The organism is Acinetobacter gerneri DSM 14967 = CIP 107464 = MTCC 9824 (genome assembly GCF_000368565.1).
Lineage (GTDB): Bacteria > Pseudomonadota > Gammaproteobacteria > Pseudomonadales > Moraxellaceae > Acinetobacter > Acinetobacter gerneri.
In genome coordinates, this window is sequence record NZ_KB849543.1 from 557,713 (window position 1) to 573,703 (window position 15,991).

Below are 15,991 nucleotides of genomic sequence, written 5' to 3' on the forward strand. Positions count from 1 at the left end.
GCAAGATAGGGCACCTAAAAAATTTTAAATGAAGAGTATATTAGGAGAGTGCTCGATTTTTCATAATCAGGAAGATCATAAGCTCCTAGACTTTTCTTAACATTTACATTTGCTAAAACAGCCGAGGATTACATGAAGGCTCTTGTTGCTGTAAAACGTGTGGTTGATGCCAACGTTAAAGTTCGCGTAAAGCCGGACAATAGTGGGGTTGACCTTGCTAACGTTAAAATGTCAATTAACCCATTCGATGAAATCGCAGTGGAAGAAGCGGTTCGCTTAAAAGAAAAAGGAACAGTTTCAGAGATCGTTGTTGTTTCTATTGGTCCTAAAGAAGCTCAAGAACAAATTCGTTCAGCGATGGCACTTGGTGCTGACCGTGGTATTTTGGTTGAAGCTGACGATAACCAAATTGGCGCTTTAGAAGTTGCTAAAATCCTTAAAGGTGTTGTTGAACAAGAACAACCACAACTCATCCTTTTAGGTAAACAAGCAATTGATGATGACTCAAACCAAGTTGGTCAAATGCTTGGTGCATTGTTAAATGCAGGTCAAGGTACTTTCGCTTCAGAAGTTAAAGTTGAAGGCGATAAAGTACAAGTTACTCGTGAAATTGATGGTGGTTTACAAACTGTAGAGTTGAACCTTCCAGCGATCATCACAACTGACCTTCGTTTGAATGAGCCACGTTATGCTGCTTTGCCTAACATCATGAAAGCGCGTAAAAAACCACTTGATACAAAAACTCCTGCTGATTTTGGCGTGACTTCAACAACTCAACTTAAAACAGTTAAGGTTGAACCACCTGCAGAGCGTAAAGCTGGCGTACAAGTGAAGTCTGTTGATGAATTAGTCGACAAACTTAAAAATGAAGCAAAAGTGATCTAATAGGCAGGGATATAAATCATGAGTATTTTAGTTCTCGCTGAGCACGACAATAAAACACTTAACGGTGCAACTTTAAACGTTGTTGCTGCAGCTCAAAAAATCGGTGGTGACATCACTATCCTTGTTGCTGGTTCTGGTGCGCAAGCTGTAGCTGATGCTGCTGCTAAAGTTGCAGGTGTGAGCAAAGTATTACTTGCTGACAATGCAGTTTATGCAAATCAATTGGCTGAAAACGTAGCTGCTTTAGTTGCTGACTTGGGTAAAGGTTATAGCCATATCCTTGCAGCTGCGACTACAAATGGTAAAAACATTTTACCTCGCGTTGCTGCACTTTTAGACGTAAGCATGATCACTGACATCATCGCTGTTGAAGGTCCAAAAACTTTCAAACGTCCTATCTATGCAGGTAATGCGATCGCAACTGTTGAATCTTCTGAATCAATCGTTGTTGCAACTGTACGTGGTACAGCATTTGATCCAGTTGCTGCAGAAGGTGGTTCTGCTGCTGTTGAAGCTGTTGCAGAAGTGAAAGATGCTGGTATTTCTAAGTTTATCAACGAAGAAATCGTAAAAACTGAACGCCCAGAATTGGCAGGTGCACGTATCGTTGTATCTGGTGGTCGTGGTGTAGCTTCAGGTGAAAACTACCATAAAGTTCTTGATCCATTGGCTGACAAACTTGGTGCTGCTCAAGGTGCATCACGTGCGGCAGTTGACGCTGGCTTCGTTCCAAACGATATGCAAGTAGGTCAAACAGGTAAAATCGTTGCTCCAGATCTCTACATCGCTGTAGGTATTTCTGGTGCGATTCAGCACTTGGCTGGTATGAAAGATTCTAAAGTGATCGTAGCGATCAACAAAGATGAAGAAGCACCAATCAATGCTGTTGCTGACTACTGGTTAGTTGGTGATTTGAATACCGTAGTTCCAGAATTAGTTTCTAAACTTTAATTCTGAAACCTTGGTTTCAAAAACGCTCTTAGTTAACTAAGGGCGTTTTTTGTTATAGAATAAGTTTTTTAATTGGTCAAAAAATAATATGAAGAATAAAATAATTTTGTTAAGTGTATTTCTATTTTTAAATAGTTTTTCAAATATCTATGCTGTAAATTGCCCAGAAAATATTGAAGAAAGAACGTATCAGTTTATCGATGGTGATATAAAACTTGATATTGAACAAACCAAATTATGTGCTAAGCAAGGAAATATTAGAGCACAAAAAGATTTGGCCTTAGCCTATGCATCAGGTCGTTTGGGATTAGAACAAGACTTTAAACAATCCTTTGAATGGAATTATAAAGCCGCATTACAAGGAGATGCTGAAGCACAAACTGAATTAGGAAAGGATTTTGAGAACGGATTCGGTATTCAACAAGATGAACAAAAAGCGATGTATTGGTATACAAAAGCATCTGATCAAAATTATGGCAGAGCGCAATTATATATCGGTATGCTTTATGCCTATGGCAAAGGGGTAGAAAGGGATACTGATAAGGCTATAGCGTGGTATTACAAGGCTGCTGAAAATGGTAATACCTCAGCACAAATGTTTGTAGAAACTTTTGGTCTAAATAAATGAAGTCTTTTGTTTAAAGTAAATATAAGAAACAAATCTACTAAGAAAAGATGCCGTATAGAAATTAAATGAAAATTACCGCATCAATAGGTGAATTTATATATTTATGCTATAGATATAAGCATAATTTAAAAATAAAAATTGGTAACACTGATGAATTGTCAAAAATGTGGAGCAACAAATATCAATGAAGCAGTCTTTTGTGGAATGTGCGGTAAGCGATTGCATCATCCTAAAATGCTTGACGATTTTACTGGGCATAGCAGCGTCCAATCTTCTTATAAAAGAACAGAACAAAATAGTAAAAATCCATTATTCAATCAGAAAAAGCCTTTTAAAAAGCAAAAAGCGACACCTGTTTTTAGCGCAAGTCAGACTCAAAGAAATACTGTCAATTCTCCACCGCAGATTCCAAAGCAATCGCCGCAGTCACAGCAGGACAACCGTAAAAGCAATATATTTGAAGAAGCATCAAAAGTCAGTTCTTTGAAAGAGTTAACTGATCTTTTAAGTAAAACGTGGAATGAAAAATCCAGTAACGAGCCAGCAAAAGCATCTAGTTCAAAGAGGAAAAATCCTAAAAACTGGATATTTGTTGCGATCTTTATTTTTATCTTTTTTTCACCAATATTGTCTTTTATAACATCAAGCATACCGTGGTTAGGGAATCAGCTTTCAAATTTTATCCATCGTGATGAAGCAGTCCCTGCTGAAGATGCTGTGGCAGTAGCGGATGAAGCTGTAGCAGGGGCGGAGCAAGTTGTTGACGATCAAGATCCGGAAAGTACGGCTAATCAAATCTATGCGCGTTTTCAAGGGGTGAAACAGATTCAACCTGAGGTTGAGCAATATTATTTAGAACATAAAAGAATGCCACTCAACTTAAAACAAATCGAAGCATATAGTGATACAGGGCAGACTGATTATACCTATAAAAATTTTGCTATCGTGCGTGATGGTATTGTCGTGGGCAAGTTTGAGCATGATCCTGATAAGAAAATCTATGCAATCCCACATATCAATAAAGGCAAAATTGTTCGTTGGACATGTGCAACAGTCAATTTAGATAGTTCTGAAACGAATGAATGCATCGCATTGACTGCGGATCCTTATGCGAGTCGCTAATTCACGTATTTTTTAGATCGCTTTATCTTGAATGGAGCTATTTAAAAAATGAAATTATGCATTTTAAAAAGTATAGATATTGATCATATTAGGGTTTAATTTCGAGTTTAGAAAAACTTGTTTTTGTAAATAAACTACTGCCTGAAAAATATGCAAATTTTAGCAAAAATATATCAGAACTCCTTGCATCAACGCTCACCATTTTAAGGCCTTTTGTGCTATAATTTTTGGCTGTATTTTTTAGATTTTAGCTTGGATCATTGAGCTAATTTTTTATTTTTTGAAGAGCAAATGAAGTGGTGAAAACTGCTTATCATGAGGAGTATGCATGAGCGTATCGGAAACCAGGCCGATTGCCATTGAGGATGAACTCAAGCATTCGTACTTAGACTATGCCATGAGCGTTATCGTTTCACGTGCATTGCCTGACGTACGTGATGGTCTTAAACCAGTTCATCGTCGTGTGCTTTTTGCTATGCACGAACTGGGCAACGATTATAACAAAGCCTACAAAAAATCTGCCCGTGTTGTCGGGGATGTCATCGGTAAATATCACCCACACGGTGACTCTGCTGTTTATGAAACCATTGTTCGTATGGCGCAAGATTTTAGTTTGCGTTATCAATTGGTTGACGGTCAAGGTAACTTCGGTTCTGTCGATGGTGACAGTGCAGCAGCAATGCGTTATACCGAAGTACGTATGCAAAAATTAACCCATGAAATTTTAGCCGATTTAGAAAAAGATACGGTTGATTGGGAAGATAACTACGACGGTTCTGAGCGTATTCCTCAGGTGATGCCTACACGCATTCCAAACCTCTTGATCAATGGTGCTGCAGGTATTGCTGTTGGTATGGCGACCAATATGGCGCCGCACAATATGACTGAAGTGGTCAATGCTTGTTTGGCTTATGCGGACAATCCTCATATCTCTATCGAAGGTTTGATGGAATATATCTCTGGTCCGGATTTCCCTACAGGCGGTATTATTTATGGTAAATCAGGTATCGTAGATGCTTACCGTACAGGTAAAGGTCGTCTACATATTCGTGGTAAATACCATTTTGAAGAAGATGAAAAATCTGGTCGTACAACGATCGTTTTCACCGAGATTCCTTATCAAGTCAATAAAGCAAAAACCATTGAGCGTATTGCTGAGCTTGTAAAAGAGAAAAAACTCGAAGGTATTTCAGAACTTCGTGATGAATCAGATAAAGAAGGGATGCGTATTGCAATCGACTTGAAGCGTGGTGAAAACGCTGAAGTGATCGTCAATAACTTATTCCTCAATACTCAGCTTGAAAACTCATTTAGCATCAACATGGTCTGCCTAGATAATGGTCAGCCTAAGTTGATGAATCTAAAAGATATCATTGCTGCATTTATTCGTCACCGTCAAGAAGTTGTAACTCGTCGTACGATGTTTGAACTTCGTAAAGCACGTGATCGTGGTCATATCTTAGAAGGTTTGACTGTTGCTCTTGCCAACATTGATGAAATTATTGAAACCATCAAAACTTCTGCTAACCCAGCTGAAGCGCGTGAGCGTTTACAAGCAGGTGAGTGGGCAGCAGGTGGTGTAAGTGCATTGCTTGAAAAAGCTGGTGCAATCTCAGTTCGTCCAGACGAAATTGAGGGTGAAGATAAAAATCGTCCGTTTGGTATTGATGGTAATATTTACCGTTTATCACCTGTACAAGTGGCAGCGATTTTAGAACTTCGTTTGCACCGTTTAACAGGTCTTGAACAAGACAAATTACAAGCTGAATATACTGAAATCTTAGGTCAAATTGCTGAACTTACAGCGATTTTGAACGATTTCAATTTATTGATGGGCGTAATTAAAGAAGAATTGGCAGTGATTTTGCAACAATATGGCGATGCTCGTCGTACTGAAATCGTAGAATCGCGTGTTGATTTCTGTCGTGAAGATTTGATTCCTGAAGAACAAGTTGTATTGACTGTTTCTAAAACAGGTTATGCAAAAACTCAGCCATTGTCTGATTATGCTGCACAGCGTCGTGGTGGTCGTGGTAAGTCTGCGACATCGATGAAAGAAGATGATTATATCCAACATCTTATCGTGACATCGAACCATGCAACTGTGCTTTGCTTTACCAATGTCGGTAAAGTCTATCGCTTGAAAGTGTTTGAGGTGCCTCAAGCTTCACGTGGTGCAAAAGGGCGCCCTATGGTGAACTTGCTACCACTTGAAGCTGATGAAACAATTACAGCTATCTTGCCAGTGATTGATGCGCCGAAGAAATTTACTGAGCGTTTGGCTGATTTTAAAGCCTTTGTAAAAGCCAATAAGGCACATTTACAAGAAAATGAAGTGATCAATGCACATTATGCAGAACTAGAAGCTGCATTTGCTGAAGTCGCTGATGATGCAGATGAGTTATCTATTTCACTTCGTAAGCAGTTGAAAGAGCTTGGTATTGAGCTTTCAACGACTGATCTTGAAGATGAAATCATCGCTGAATTTGCAACTCAAGCTGAAAGTGTTCGTAAAAACTTCTATGTATTTATGGCAACTGCAGCTGGTACAGTGAAACGTGTTGAATTAGAACAATTTAGTAATGTTCGTTCAAATGGTTTACGTGCAATTGAGTTGAAAGAAGAAGATACCTTGATTGGTGTTGCGATTACTGATGGCGAACAGCAAATCATGTTGTTCTCTAACGAAGGTAAGGCGATCCGCTTCTCTGAAACTGACGCACGTGCGATGGGACGTACTGCCAAAGGTGTACGTGGTATGCGTGTATCATTGGCTGCTCAAGCGGACGAAGAAACTGACAATGAAAATGATTCAGATGATGAAGATTCTTCTGATTCAAATATTGTAAGTCGCATCGTATCTCTTGTGGTTGTACCAGAAACAGGTGAAGTGCTTTGTGCTTGTGCCAATGGTTATGGTAAACGTACTCCAGTCGAAGACTTCCCGACCAAGAAACGTGGTGGTAAAGGCGTAATCGCAATTAAAACATCAGAACGTAATGGTGAATTGATCGGTGCAGTTTCGATTGATGAATTTAAAGAATTGATGTTGATTTCTGATGGCGGTACTTTGGTACGTACTCGTGCTTCTGAAGTAGCAACGACTGGTCGTAATGCTCAAGGTGTTCGTTTGATCCGTTTAGGTGATAATGAAAAACTCGTGGGTGTAGAAGTGATTGATGCTGTAGAAGAAGATGAAGAAATCATTGAAGAATCTTTAATTGATACAGAACAATTGGTCGATGAACAAACGATTGTTGATGAAACTGAAAATGAATCTGATTTAAGAGAATCTGACGAAGAATAAGTTAAATCAAAATTTAAAGAGCGCTTAGGCGCTCTTTTTTTTGATACATAAAAAAACATTGTTAAAATAAATTAAACAATATATTAAATATTTCTTACAGTTAATACTTATTTCATACTTACTTTTTGCATGAATATTCACATTATAAATGCTCTCTTTGCATGATGAGCAAATACAATGACACTTAAGATAACTATTCAAAAAATAGCATTATGTACAGCTTCAATGTTTAGCCTACAAGCATTTGCAGATCCTAATATTAGTTATGGTTTGGAATCTGCAAATGCGACGGGTGGTTATGATAAAGTCACTTTTCCAATTACAGTAAATGAAGCACCATTTACTGGAAGAAATTACTACTATGCATTACAAGCAGACTTCATAAAAGACATTGATCCTGCAAAAGGAGGATCGGCGATTTATATTGGTTTACAACCAAGGGATGAAGGTAAAAATCTTGTTATTTTTAGTACTTTTGGTACTGGAACGACGGCTTTATCAAGTAATTGTAAACCGGGTGCAGATGGAGGTTCTGGCACTTCATGTTCAATCCAATATGATTGGAAACTAGATACTCCTTATGTGTTAACGATGCAAAAAGAATACAAGGATAGTACTGCAAATTTAGATGTATGGAGTGGGCATATTCAAAATAAAAAGACTTTAGAAACCTTGGAAATTGGTCGTTTTTCAGTACCTAAAGAAAGGTTGGGGCTGAATCATAGTATGTATCACTTCAATGAATATTTCCTATTTAATAATCCGAAATATAAAAATCCAGAAGATCGACCATGTATCCAGTATTCTAAAATTACGGTATACGCACCAACAGGCTATGTTAAAAATAAAAGTTATCCGACCAATAAGATCAAAGGTGTTCGCTTAGATACTGGAAAAGATAGCTGTGCAATCGCACAAAATAAATTGAATTATCGGGCGACGAATATTCCTGGAACATTTGATTATATAAATGAAACGGGAATCTTAAACAAAAATAAGTAGTTAATCTTTGAAAGTAAGCTGGGCCTTTTATTTATTTGATAAATGGCTTAGCTTTTATAATGAAGTAAATATTTTCGTGATTTGTAAAATATTGATGTTTAAAAAATCTTAACCGTGATGATTTATTTGAGAAATATGCTTAAATTATACACAATAACTAAAATGCTATAGATTAAAACATTCAAACTGAAGATTAAATATACAATCTAAGAGAGATAAAGCTTTAGAAACTTAAGATTATTTAAAATATGATTCAGTTGTACAAGGTTGTATATATCTAAATGAAAAAAGCATGGAAAAATATATGAATGATCAAAAACAATTTAGTTTAAGTATTAGCCCAGCACAATATCAGCATGCAATCGCATTGTATGATGCATTGCTCGCACAAGATCTCAATAGAATCTATGATTTGATCAATCTCCAAGTAAAAGTTGAATTACAGCAAAAAACTGAAAGTTTACAAGCTGCTTTTACTGTTTTAGAGGGGAAAAATCAAACAGAAGCAGAGTTGATTGCGATTGAAAAAACGACTGATGCAAGTTGGGGACAGATATACAAAGTCAGTTTTCGGTTTGATTATGTTGAAAATGACATCCTTTATACCGTTGTTTTTGCTGACGGAAATAAGCCCGATATTATCGGATTTTGGATCAATCAAACACAGAATTGAGATAAGTAAGATGTTACTTCTATCGTCTTATTTGACTAAAAATATACTAAAAAACCAATGGTTATTTATCTTAAAATCACTTTAAAATTGCTATAATTTGGATGGTTAGAGCAATAGATTAAGTGATAATGAAGCGAATTCTCCCGATTATATTTTGTGGTGTTTTTCTCAGTGCATGTGGAAATAGTGCTCAAAAGAAAGCCGATGAAAAACAGCAAACAGCAAAAGTTGAAGAACAACAAAAACATACTGCTGAACAACTTTATCAGGCATTACAGTCTGGAAATACAGCCCAAATCAAACAAAACACCACGGATAAATGCTATAAGCTGATTACAGCAAAGGCGGAAACGCTTGAGCAAATGCAGCAAATCATTCCGAAGCAAGCATATAAAGAAAAAATCTTGATCGCATCTTCAAGTGCATCAGTGAGTGAAAATAAAGAGAAGCAACAGGGTGCAGCTTTAGCTTTTGAATATAAATATGCTGATAAATCTGTGGTCTATTTCGTACAGTTTGATGGAAAACAAGACTCTTTAAAAGTTGATGATATCAAGTTGGAAGAACGTGCAAACCCTTAAATTTTGCAAATAAAAAAGGAAGCTTCAAGCTTCCTTTTTTAGATCTATACTGAAATTACAAAGTGTTATGTGAGTTCACATCATAAGCTTTTTGTTTTTCAGTATCGAATTGGCCTTCCCATTTACTGATGACAAGTACTGCCAAAGCATTACCAATCACGTTCAATGCAGTACGTGCCATATCTAAGATACGGTCAATACCTGCAATAAATGCTAAGCCTTCAAGTGGGATACCAACACTGCCTAGAGTAGCAAGCAATACCACGAAAGATACACCAGGAACACCTGCGATACCTTTAGAGGTAATCATAAGGGTAACAACCAAAATGATTTCTTGAGTCAATGACAAGTCAATACCGTAAAGCTGAGCAATAAAGATTGCAGCGATACTTTGATACAGTGTAGAACCATCAAGGTTAAATGAATAACCAATCGGAATCACGAAACTGGTAATGGATTTTGGAGCACCATAAGCTTCCATTTTTTCCATGATTCGAGGTAAAACTGTTTCAGAACTTGCTGTTGAATAAGCCAAAATCAATTCATCTTTTAAGATTTTGATCAAGGTAAAGATGTTGAAGCCACAAATTTTGGCAACAATACCCAGAACCACGATAGCAAAAAAGAAGATTGCAGCATAAACCAAAAGTGCGAGTTTGATTAACGGAATGAGTGAGCTAAATCCGAAACTTGCAACAGTTGCAGCGATCAAACCAAATACACCAAATGGTGCAAATTGCATGATCATGTGTGTCACTTTAAACATGGTTTCTGAGATTGATTTTAAAACATCAATCAAAGGTTGTTTAGTTTCTTTAGATAAAGCACCTAAACCAAGACCAAAAATGACAGAGAAGAAAATGATTGGCAACATGTGCCCATCATTCATGGCAGCAAAAATATTAGGTGGAATCAAAGAAAGAATGGTTCCAACTAAACTGTGACCGCCAGCGCCAACTTCTTGTGTAGTGTGCTCAAATTGTGAAATGTCAGTTTTAGTCAAACTGGCCATATCAATACCGGCACCCGGTTGGAACACATTGGCTGCTACAATACCGACAACAATGGCTATCGTGGTAATTACTTCAAAGTAAAGAATGGTTTTTACACCTAATTTACCGACACTTTTACCATCACCTGCATTGGCAATACCTAAGATGAGCATTGACATTACAAGTGGAATAACGATCATCTTGATAAGGTTAATGAAAATTTTCCCCAATGGATTGAGAAAATTATTCGTTAACATTTCACGATATTCTGGAGAGCTATGTAGGAAAGAGCCGACAAGCACACCTAAAATAAGTGCGATTAAAATCTGCCAGGCAAGGCTAATTTTTTTAGTCCGCATAGTAAGCCCTTAATCATAATTGAAAAAGAATAGGAGAAATTGGCTTTTTGATAAAAACAGGAGAGGGAGAGACCAAAATAAAATAAGGTCAAAGAGCAGTCCTAAGAAATTTTATGCAAAAGCAAAATGCAGGGTATTTTGCACCTTGTTTAATCAAAGTGGAAATAAAATTATGTAAAAAGTGTGAACTAATTAAAGTAATTTGTATAAAAAGGACGTATGTGTATATTTATTGTACAGATTTACATTATTTAGAAATCTTTAATAAAATAGTGGATTCACGAAATTTACGACTAAAGTCTAATATGATCAAAGGTATAAGTCCTATGTTGAAATTGATTTATTATGTTCCAGAGTCTCATTTAGAGCTGACAAAACAAGCTGTTTTTGCTGCTGGTGCAGGTGGTATAGGTAACTATGAGCACTGCGCATGGCAGGTTTTAGGTACTGGACAATTTAAACCAGTGAAAGGCGCTAAGCCATTTATAGGGGCGTTAGATCAACTTGAACAGATTCCAGAGTGGCGTGTAGAAACCATCGTAGCAGAAGATGTAGTTAAAGCTGTCGCTCAGGCATTGATCAAAAGCCATCCCTATGAGGAACCTGCATTTGAGTTTATACAGATATTTGAGATTGACGTAGATTAAAAGTTCAAAGAGAAATTTTTATTATTGATGAGATAAAGAGAATCACTTAAGCTAAAGCAATTCTCTTTAAAATCTAAGGTATTTAAATACCTTAGGGGTATTTTCTACTAAAAAATATAGCGCTTTTATACCTGATTTACTTTTGTTTTAACTAAATTGCGCAAAATCAGGTTTACGTTTTTGTAGAAAAGCTTGAACAGCTTCAGCCATTTCTGGTGAGCGTACGCGTTTCATAAAGACTTCGGCTTCATGGTCAATACATTCGATGATTTCATCCAGATTGTGTTTCATGAGTGCTTTAGTTTGCTTTAAAGAAGCGCTCGGAAGCTGTGCTAAATAATTGGCTTGGGCATCTGCATGTGCATAAACATCAGCAACGATTTCATTGACCAATCCAGCATTTAAAGCTTTTTCTGCATTGAATTTTTGTGCTGTAAATAAAAGTTCCGCAGCTTTGTGATAACCCGCTTGTTGAATCAGCAATTTACTCGCAGCACCTTCTGGTGATAAGCCGAGTGTCACAAATGGGATTTGGAATAGGGCAGTATCATCAGCAAAGACCATATCTACATGTAAAAGGATGGTCACACCAATACCAATCGCCACACCACGAACAGCTGCGATCAATGGTTTTGAAAACTTTGCAGCAGATTTGAGTAAAACAAATGGAGGATTGTCACCAGCTTTAGCTGCTGTTGGCTGCTGAGCTGAAGCGAGAAAATCTTGCATATCATTGCCTGCAGTGAAATCATTTTCCAAACCACGTAAAATGACAACACGAACAGCACTGTCTTGATCAGCTTCGTCGAGTGCTTTTGCGATCCACAGATATAATTCACCATAAATCGCATTTTTTGCTTTTGGTCGGTTAATGGCTAATGTCAGTACACCATTTTCTAATTTTGCTTGTAAATCTTGATGTGGCTGTTGAATACAACTGAGTGTCATCGTACTATCCTTGCTTTAAACCAAATTTAATTTTATAGCTGCATTATGTCGCATAAATGATATTTATGTTGCAACTGATGAGTTCATAAAAACTGACCGTATATGAATAAAACTTTCGACTATCTTGTCTATATTGGGCGTTTTCAGCCATTTCATTTGGCGCACAAACAGACTGTAGAAATTGCGCTTGCAAACAGTCAATACGTCATTTTGGCGCTCGGTTCAGCACAAGATGAACGCAATATCAAAAATCCATTTTCTGCGATCGAACGTGAACAGATGATTTTGTCTAGTTTTTCGCAGGCAGAACAAGAACGTATCATTTTTGTGCATGTTATCGATGTTTATAATGATGAAAAATGGGTTAAACAAGTTAAATCGTTAGTAAATGGTGTGGTTAAACCTGAGACGAAAATAGGTTTGATTGGTCATTTTAAAGATGATTCTTCATATTATTTAAGATTATTTCCAGAGTGGGAAATGTTTGAATTAGATAGTTTAAACGGTTCTATTTCAGCAACACCTATGCGTGAGGCTTATTTTCGAGGAGAGATCCGAGAGCAAGTTTTTCCAAATGGTACTATTTCATTTTTACAAGAGTTTCAAAAAACACCGATTTATCAACAATTGCAAAACAAATACCAGACGCAGGATACGAGCAATCTCGAATAAAAACGTTATCATTTTATAAAAGTATTTTGATGCTTCTTGATTGAAAGATAAATAAAAATTTCGAGGTATTTTATGTTTTCTGCTTTAAATCATCAGATTTTGCAAAATAAAGTAATGAAATCTTTATTTATTTTGCCACTTATGACGATAGCAACAAGCAGTTTTGCGACAAATTGGTCGATTACACCACAAAGTAATGTGGGATTTTATATTCAGTCGATGGGTGTCAAGGTTGTCAAAGGTCGTTTTAACCAAGTTCAATCCAATTTTAATCTCGACCCTAAAGCAATCCAAAATGCTCAGGCAAATTTTACCATGAATGTAAATAGCCTAAGTTTAAGTAAGCCCTCTATGATGAATATGATGATGGGTAAGGATCTGTTTTATGCTGAAAAATATAAAACAGTAACTTTTAAAAGCAGTCAATTTAAGCCATTAGGACAAAATAAATATGCTGTTTCAGGGCAGTTAACTTTGCGTGGTGTGACACGGCCAGTGGTGTTTACGACGACACTGACACCGACTAATGATAAATCCTTGATGGCGATTCATTCAAGTACGCAGATTGATCGTAGCGATTTTGGTATGAAGCCTGCATTTGGTGGAATCGGTGAAAAAGTCAATTTGGTAGTTGATGGTCAAATTCGTAGTAAATAGATTTTGTTGTACTTCCATTTAAATGAGTCGATATCATTTCGCTTGAATTTCAGATTAACAATGACCTTGTTCAATTAAAAAATCCTTCATACGATTGAAGGATTTTTACATTTTAGCTAAGTTTAAAAGCTAGACGTTAATATTTTACGCGCTTTGCAATGCTTTTAAATCTTCAAGTACTTGCTCAGCATGACCTGCAGCTTTGACTTTACGGTAGCTTTTAACCAATTGACCTTTATGGAAAATAAAAGTTGAACGCTCGATACCCATGACTTTTTTGCCATACATATTTTTTTCTTTAATGACATCAAAAAGCTGGCAAAGCTCTTCTTCTTTATCACTAATCAGGTCGATGGTCAGCGCTTGTTTTTCTGTAAAATTTTGATGTGCTTTTACTGAATCACGAGAAATCCCGATGATCGTCGTATTGATGGCATCAAATTGATCTTTTAGACAAGAAAAGCCAACAGCTTGCGTCGTACAGCCTGGAGTTGAATCTTTTGGATAAAAATAGATGATTAACCAATCTGTAGAGATTTCGCTGAGATTGATTTCACCTTGTGTGGCTGGAAATGCTTTATTGGGAAGTTGGATATTTTCCGTTGTCATCTTTCTATTCTCCATAAAAAATTAGCCACAAAAAAAGTGGCTAATTTAATTTCTTAATTATCAATGATGATCGATTAATCAAGAAATATAAGTTTATTTACCAGCTGATTTCATTGCGGATTCAGCCAATGTTTTAAGTTTGCCAGTCAATTGTGGGCCAAAACATGCTTGAAGATCACGGTTTTGCTGTTGAACAAAAGCTAAGCTAGATGGGCTTTTCTTTTGGTTTACAGCGCTTTGGATTTCCCATTTTTGCGCTTCAGTTACTTTACCTTGAGCTTCAATTTGGCAAGAACAGAATTTATTTACTTCAGCAGCATTTAATTTACCGCCTTTCGTTGTTTCTTGTTTACAAACATTGATTAAAGCAGATTTTACGTTGCTGCTTTTATATGCTTGTTGAAGTGCATTATCTGCCGCATGAGCTACAGAACCCATCATGGCAAAGCCTGCAAATAAAGAAAGAACAGCATTCGTTTTTAAAAATTTCATAAAATAAAGTACCTATTATTGCGGTATATAACGTGTTGGGTCTGCAATACCAGCGTCGATAAAGCCTTGTTTGCGCAATCGACAACTATCACATTTACCACAAGCGCGTCCTTGATCGTCAGCTTGATAGCAAGACACTGTATGACTATAGTCTACGCCATGTTCTATGCCTAAACGTATTATATTCGCTTTGGATAAATGTAACAGAGGTGTTTCAAATTTTAGTGGTTTTCCTTCAACACCTACTTTGGTTGCAAGGCGAGCCATATTGGCAAAAGCTTCGATAAATTCAGGTCGACAATCTGGATATCCTGAATAATCTACGGCATTGATACCGATCACAATTGCTTCTGCATCAAAGACTTCGGCTGCTGCAAGTGCATAAGAAAGGAAAATCGTGTTACGTGCAGGCACGTAAGTCACAGGGATGCCTTCTTGTTGTTCTTCAGGTACGTCAATGTTATGGTCTGTAAGTGCAGAGCCACCCAAGTTACCTAAGTCTATATTAATGACACGATGTTCTACACCAGCGCGTGCAGTCAAGGCTTTTGCGGCATCAAGTTCAGTCGTTGAGCGTTGACCATACATAAAACTGATTGCAATACATTCATAACGAGCTTGAGCCCAAGCTAAGCAAGTTGTTGAATCTAAACCACCTGATAATAACACGATAGCGCGAGGGCGCATTTTCAATATCTCCAATCAATATAAGAATATGGATTAACGACCAGTTTCATCATTCCAAAGCAATTTATGCAATTGCAGTTGGAAACGAACAGAGAGTTGATCGTCTAAAATCCATTGTGCAAGATTTTTTGCCAATTCAGGAAGTTTAGCGGCATTTTTCTCGACAGCAAAAGCTGGAGAAAACCAAACGCTACTCACCAGTTGATCTAGATGATGTTGCTGAACTTGTTGTTTAGACCACTCATAATCTTCACGATTGCAAATCACAAATTTAATTTGATCACGTTTGCTCAGATGCTCAAGATTGCTGAGTAAGTTGCGTTTATCTTCACCTGAAGTTGGTGTTTTTAAATCTAAAACTTTAGAAACACGTGGATCAACCTTGGATACATCTAAAGCACCACTGGTTTCAAGTGAAACATCAAAGCCTAACTCACATAATTGTTCAAGCAATACTAGACAGTTTGGCTGTGCAAGTGGTTCACCACCTGTCACACAAATATATGGTGTATTAAAACTTTTAGCTGTCTGGATAATTTCTTCAAGAGATTGTCGTTCGCCACCTTCAAAAGAGTAGGTGGTATCACAATAAGTACAACGTAATGGACAACCCGTGAGACGAATAAATACAGTCGGTAGTCCTGCTGCATTTGCTTCTCCTTGCAATGAATAAAAAATTTCAGTAATACGTAAACCTGAAGCAGGGTCAGTTACTGGAATATTTTGAGTGCGTAGAGAATTCATAAAAATTTACCACAGGTGAAAGGATCACAGGAGAA

Annotated in this window: 17 protein-coding genes; 11 read left to right on the forward strand and 6 right to left on the reverse strand. The window is 37.0% G+C overall.

Annotated features, from left to right (window positions below; translation table 11 throughout):
* Positions 1 to 132: 132 nt before the first annotated feature.
* From F960_RS10850 to F960_RS10885, 8 genes are all read left to right on the forward strand, one after another.
* Positions 133 to 885, forward strand: a complete 753-nt coding sequence (locus tag F960_RS10850; RefSeq protein WP_004863993.1) for an electron transfer flavoprotein subunit beta/FixA family protein — start codon at positions 133 to 135, stop codon at positions 883 to 885.
* Positions 886 to 903: 18 nt separating this feature from the next.
* Positions 904 to 1,836, forward strand: coding sequence for an electron transfer flavoprotein subunit alpha/FixB family protein (locus tag F960_RS10855; protein WP_004863995.1), 933 nt, complete (start codon positions 904 to 906; stop codon positions 1,834 to 1,836).
* An 88-nt stretch (positions 1,837 to 1,924) separates the two neighbouring features.
* Positions 1,925 to 2,464 (forward strand): tetratricopeptide repeat protein, encoded by a 540-nt coding sequence (locus tag F960_RS10860; protein ID WP_004863997.1) that lies wholly within the window; start codon positions 1,925 to 1,927, stop codon positions 2,462 to 2,464.
* A gap of 150 nt (positions 2,465 to 2,614) precedes the next feature.
* Complete coding sequence (locus F960_RS10865) at positions 2,615 to 3,586, forward strand: zinc ribbon domain-containing protein (protein WP_004864001.1); 972 nt, start codon at positions 2,615 to 2,617, stop codon at positions 3,584 to 3,586.
* Between the two features lie 328 nt (positions 3,587 to 3,914).
* Complete coding sequence (gyrA, locus tag F960_RS10870; RefSeq protein WP_004864004.1) at positions 3,915 to 6,893, forward strand: DNA gyrase subunit A; 2,979 nt, start codon at positions 3,915 to 3,917, stop codon at positions 6,891 to 6,893.
* Positions 6,894 to 7,070: 177 nt separating this feature from the next.
* The gene (locus F960_RS10875; RefSeq protein WP_004864008.1) at positions 7,071 to 7,895 is read left to right on the forward strand and encodes a DUF3472 domain-containing protein; all 825 of its coding nucleotides are present in this window, start codon (positions 7,071 to 7,073) and stop codon (positions 7,893 to 7,895) included.
* Between the two features lie 304 nt (positions 7,896 to 8,199).
* Positions 8,200 to 8,568, forward strand: a complete 369-nt coding sequence (locus F960_RS10880; RefSeq protein ID WP_004864009.1) for a hypothetical protein — start codon at positions 8,200 to 8,202, stop codon at positions 8,566 to 8,568.
* A gap of 128 nt (positions 8,569 to 8,696) precedes the next feature.
* Entirely contained in the window at positions 8,697 to 9,149 is a 453-nt protein-coding gene (locus F960_RS10885) for an ABC transporter permease (protein ID WP_004864015.1), read from the forward strand.
* A gap of 55 nt (positions 9,150 to 9,204) precedes the next feature.
* On the opposite strand, the gene gltP is transcribed toward F960_RS10885, so the two are convergent.
* The gene (gene gltP / locus F960_RS10890) at positions 9,205 to 10,500 is read right to left on the reverse strand and encodes a glutamate/aspartate:proton symporter GltP (RefSeq protein ID WP_004864018.1); all 1,296 of its coding nucleotides are present in this window, start codon (positions 10,498 to 10,500) and stop codon (positions 9,205 to 9,207) included.
* A gap of 326 nt (positions 10,501 to 10,826) precedes the next feature.
* Here gltP and F960_RS10895 point away from each other — a divergent pair, with 326 nt between their 5' ends.
* On the forward strand, positions 10,827 to 11,147 hold the full coding sequence (locus tag F960_RS10895) for a YqfO family protein (protein ID WP_020846401.1): 321 nt from the start codon (positions 10,827 to 10,829) through the stop codon (positions 11,145 to 11,147).
* 147 nt (positions 11,148 to 11,294) lie between these two features.
* Here the strand turns inward: F960_RS10895 and F960_RS10900 are convergent, their stop codons facing one another.
* Positions 11,295 to 12,095, reverse strand: a complete 801-nt coding sequence (locus F960_RS10900; RefSeq protein WP_004864023.1) for an enoyl-CoA hydratase — start codon at positions 12,093 to 12,095, stop codon at positions 11,295 to 11,297.
* Positions 12,096 to 12,197: 102 nt separating this feature from the next.
* Between F960_RS10900 and F960_RS10905 the strand changes: the two genes are divergently transcribed.
* Positions 12,198 to 12,767, forward strand: a complete 570-nt coding sequence (locus tag F960_RS10905; RefSeq protein WP_004864026.1) for a nicotinate-nicotinamide nucleotide adenylyltransferase — start codon at positions 12,198 to 12,200, stop codon at positions 12,765 to 12,767.
* Positions 12,768 to 12,839: 72 nt separating this feature from the next.
* Positions 12,840 to 13,424 (forward strand): YceI family protein, encoded by a 585-nt coding sequence (locus F960_RS10910; protein ID WP_004864028.1) that lies wholly within the window; start codon positions 12,840 to 12,842, stop codon positions 13,422 to 13,424.
* A gap of 144 nt (positions 13,425 to 13,568) precedes the next feature.
* Here F960_RS10910 and F960_RS10915 read toward each other — a convergent pair whose 3' ends face one another.
* From F960_RS10915 to queE, 4 genes are all read right to left on the reverse strand, one after another.
* Positions 13,569 to 14,033 carry a peroxiredoxin gene (locus F960_RS10915; RefSeq protein ID WP_004864033.1) on the reverse strand — a complete coding sequence of 155 codons (465 nt, stop codon included), beginning with the start codon at positions 14,031 to 14,033 and terminating at the stop codon, positions 13,569 to 13,571.
* Positions 14,034 to 14,126: 93 nt separating this feature from the next.
* On the reverse strand, positions 14,127 to 14,525 hold the full coding sequence (locus F960_RS10920) for a hypothetical protein (protein WP_004864037.1): 399 nt from the start codon (positions 14,523 to 14,525) through the stop codon (positions 14,127 to 14,129).
* A 15-nt stretch (positions 14,526 to 14,540) separates the two neighbouring features.
* Positions 14,541 to 15,212 (reverse strand): 7-cyano-7-deazaguanine synthase QueC, encoded by a 672-nt coding sequence (gene queC / locus F960_RS10925; RefSeq protein WP_004864041.1) that lies wholly within the window; start codon positions 15,210 to 15,212, stop codon positions 14,541 to 14,543.
* Between the two features lie 33 nt (positions 15,213 to 15,245).
* Positions 15,246 to 15,956 (reverse strand): 7-carboxy-7-deazaguanine synthase QueE, encoded by a 711-nt coding sequence (gene queE / locus F960_RS10930; protein WP_004864043.1) that lies wholly within the window; start codon positions 15,954 to 15,956, stop codon positions 15,246 to 15,248.
* Between the last annotated feature and the right edge of the window lie 35 nt (positions 15,957 to 15,991).

What these genes read in the sequence shown, in the direction of transcription:
- F960_RS10910 (WP_004864028.1), top strand. Translation starts at nt 12,840, where the DNA reads ATGTTTTCTGCTTTAAATCATCAGATTTTGCAAAATAAAGTAATGAAA.
- queC (WP_004864041.1), bottom strand. Translation starts at nt 15,212, where the DNA reads ATGCGCCCTCGCGCTATCGTGTTATTATCAGGTGGTTTAGATTCAACA.
- F960_RS10865 (WP_004864001.1), top strand. Translation starts at nt 2,615, where the DNA reads ATGAATTGTCAAAAATGTGGAGCAACAAATATCAATGAAGCAGTCTTT.
- queE (WP_004864043.1), bottom strand. Translation starts at nt 15,956, where the DNA reads ATGAATTCTCTACGCACTCAAAATATTCCAGTAACTGACCCTGCTTCA.
- F960_RS10860 (WP_004863997.1), top strand. Translation starts at nt 1,925, where the DNA reads ATGAAGAATAAAATAATTTTGTTAAGTGTATTTCTATTTTTAAATAGT.
- F960_RS10855 (WP_004863995.1), top strand. Translation starts at nt 904, where the DNA reads ATGAGTATTTTAGTTCTCGCTGAGCACGACAATAAAACACTTAACGGT.
- F960_RS10920 (WP_004864037.1), bottom strand. Translation starts at nt 14,525, where the DNA reads ATGAAATTTTTAAAAACGAATGCTGTTCTTTCTTTATTTGCAGGCTTT.
- F960_RS10895 (WP_020846401.1), top strand. Translation starts at nt 10,827, where the DNA reads ATGTTGAAATTGATTTATTATGTTCCAGAGTCTCATTTAGAGCTGACA.
- gltP (WP_004864018.1), bottom strand. Translation starts at nt 10,500, where the DNA reads ATGCGGACTAAAAAAATTAGCCTTGCCTGGCAGATTTTAATCGCACTT.
- F960_RS10900 (WP_004864023.1), bottom strand. Translation starts at nt 12,095, where the DNA reads ATGACACTCAGTTGTATTCAACAGCCACATCAAGATTTACAAGCAAAA.
- F960_RS10880 (WP_004864009.1), top strand. Translation starts at nt 8,200, where the DNA reads ATGAATGATCAAAAACAATTTAGTTTAAGTATTAGCCCAGCACAATAT.
- F960_RS10885 (WP_004864015.1), top strand. Translation starts at nt 8,697, where the DNA reads ATGAAGCGAATTCTCCCGATTATATTTTGTGGTGTTTTTCTCAGTGCA.
- gyrA (WP_004864004.1), top strand. Translation starts at nt 3,915, where the DNA reads ATGAGCGTATCGGAAACCAGGCCGATTGCCATTGAGGATGAACTCAAG.
- F960_RS10905 (WP_004864026.1), top strand. Translation starts at nt 12,198, where the DNA reads ATGAATAAAACTTTCGACTATCTTGTCTATATTGGGCGTTTTCAGCCA.
- F960_RS10875 (WP_004864008.1), top strand. Translation starts at nt 7,071, where the DNA reads ATGACACTTAAGATAACTATTCAAAAAATAGCATTATGTACAGCTTCA.
- F960_RS10915 (WP_004864033.1), bottom strand. Translation starts at nt 14,033, where the DNA reads ATGACAACGGAAAATATCCAACTTCCCAATAAAGCATTTCCAGCCACA.
- F960_RS10850 (WP_004863993.1), top strand. Translation starts at nt 133, where the DNA reads ATGAAGGCTCTTGTTGCTGTAAAACGTGTGGTTGATGCCAACGTTAAA.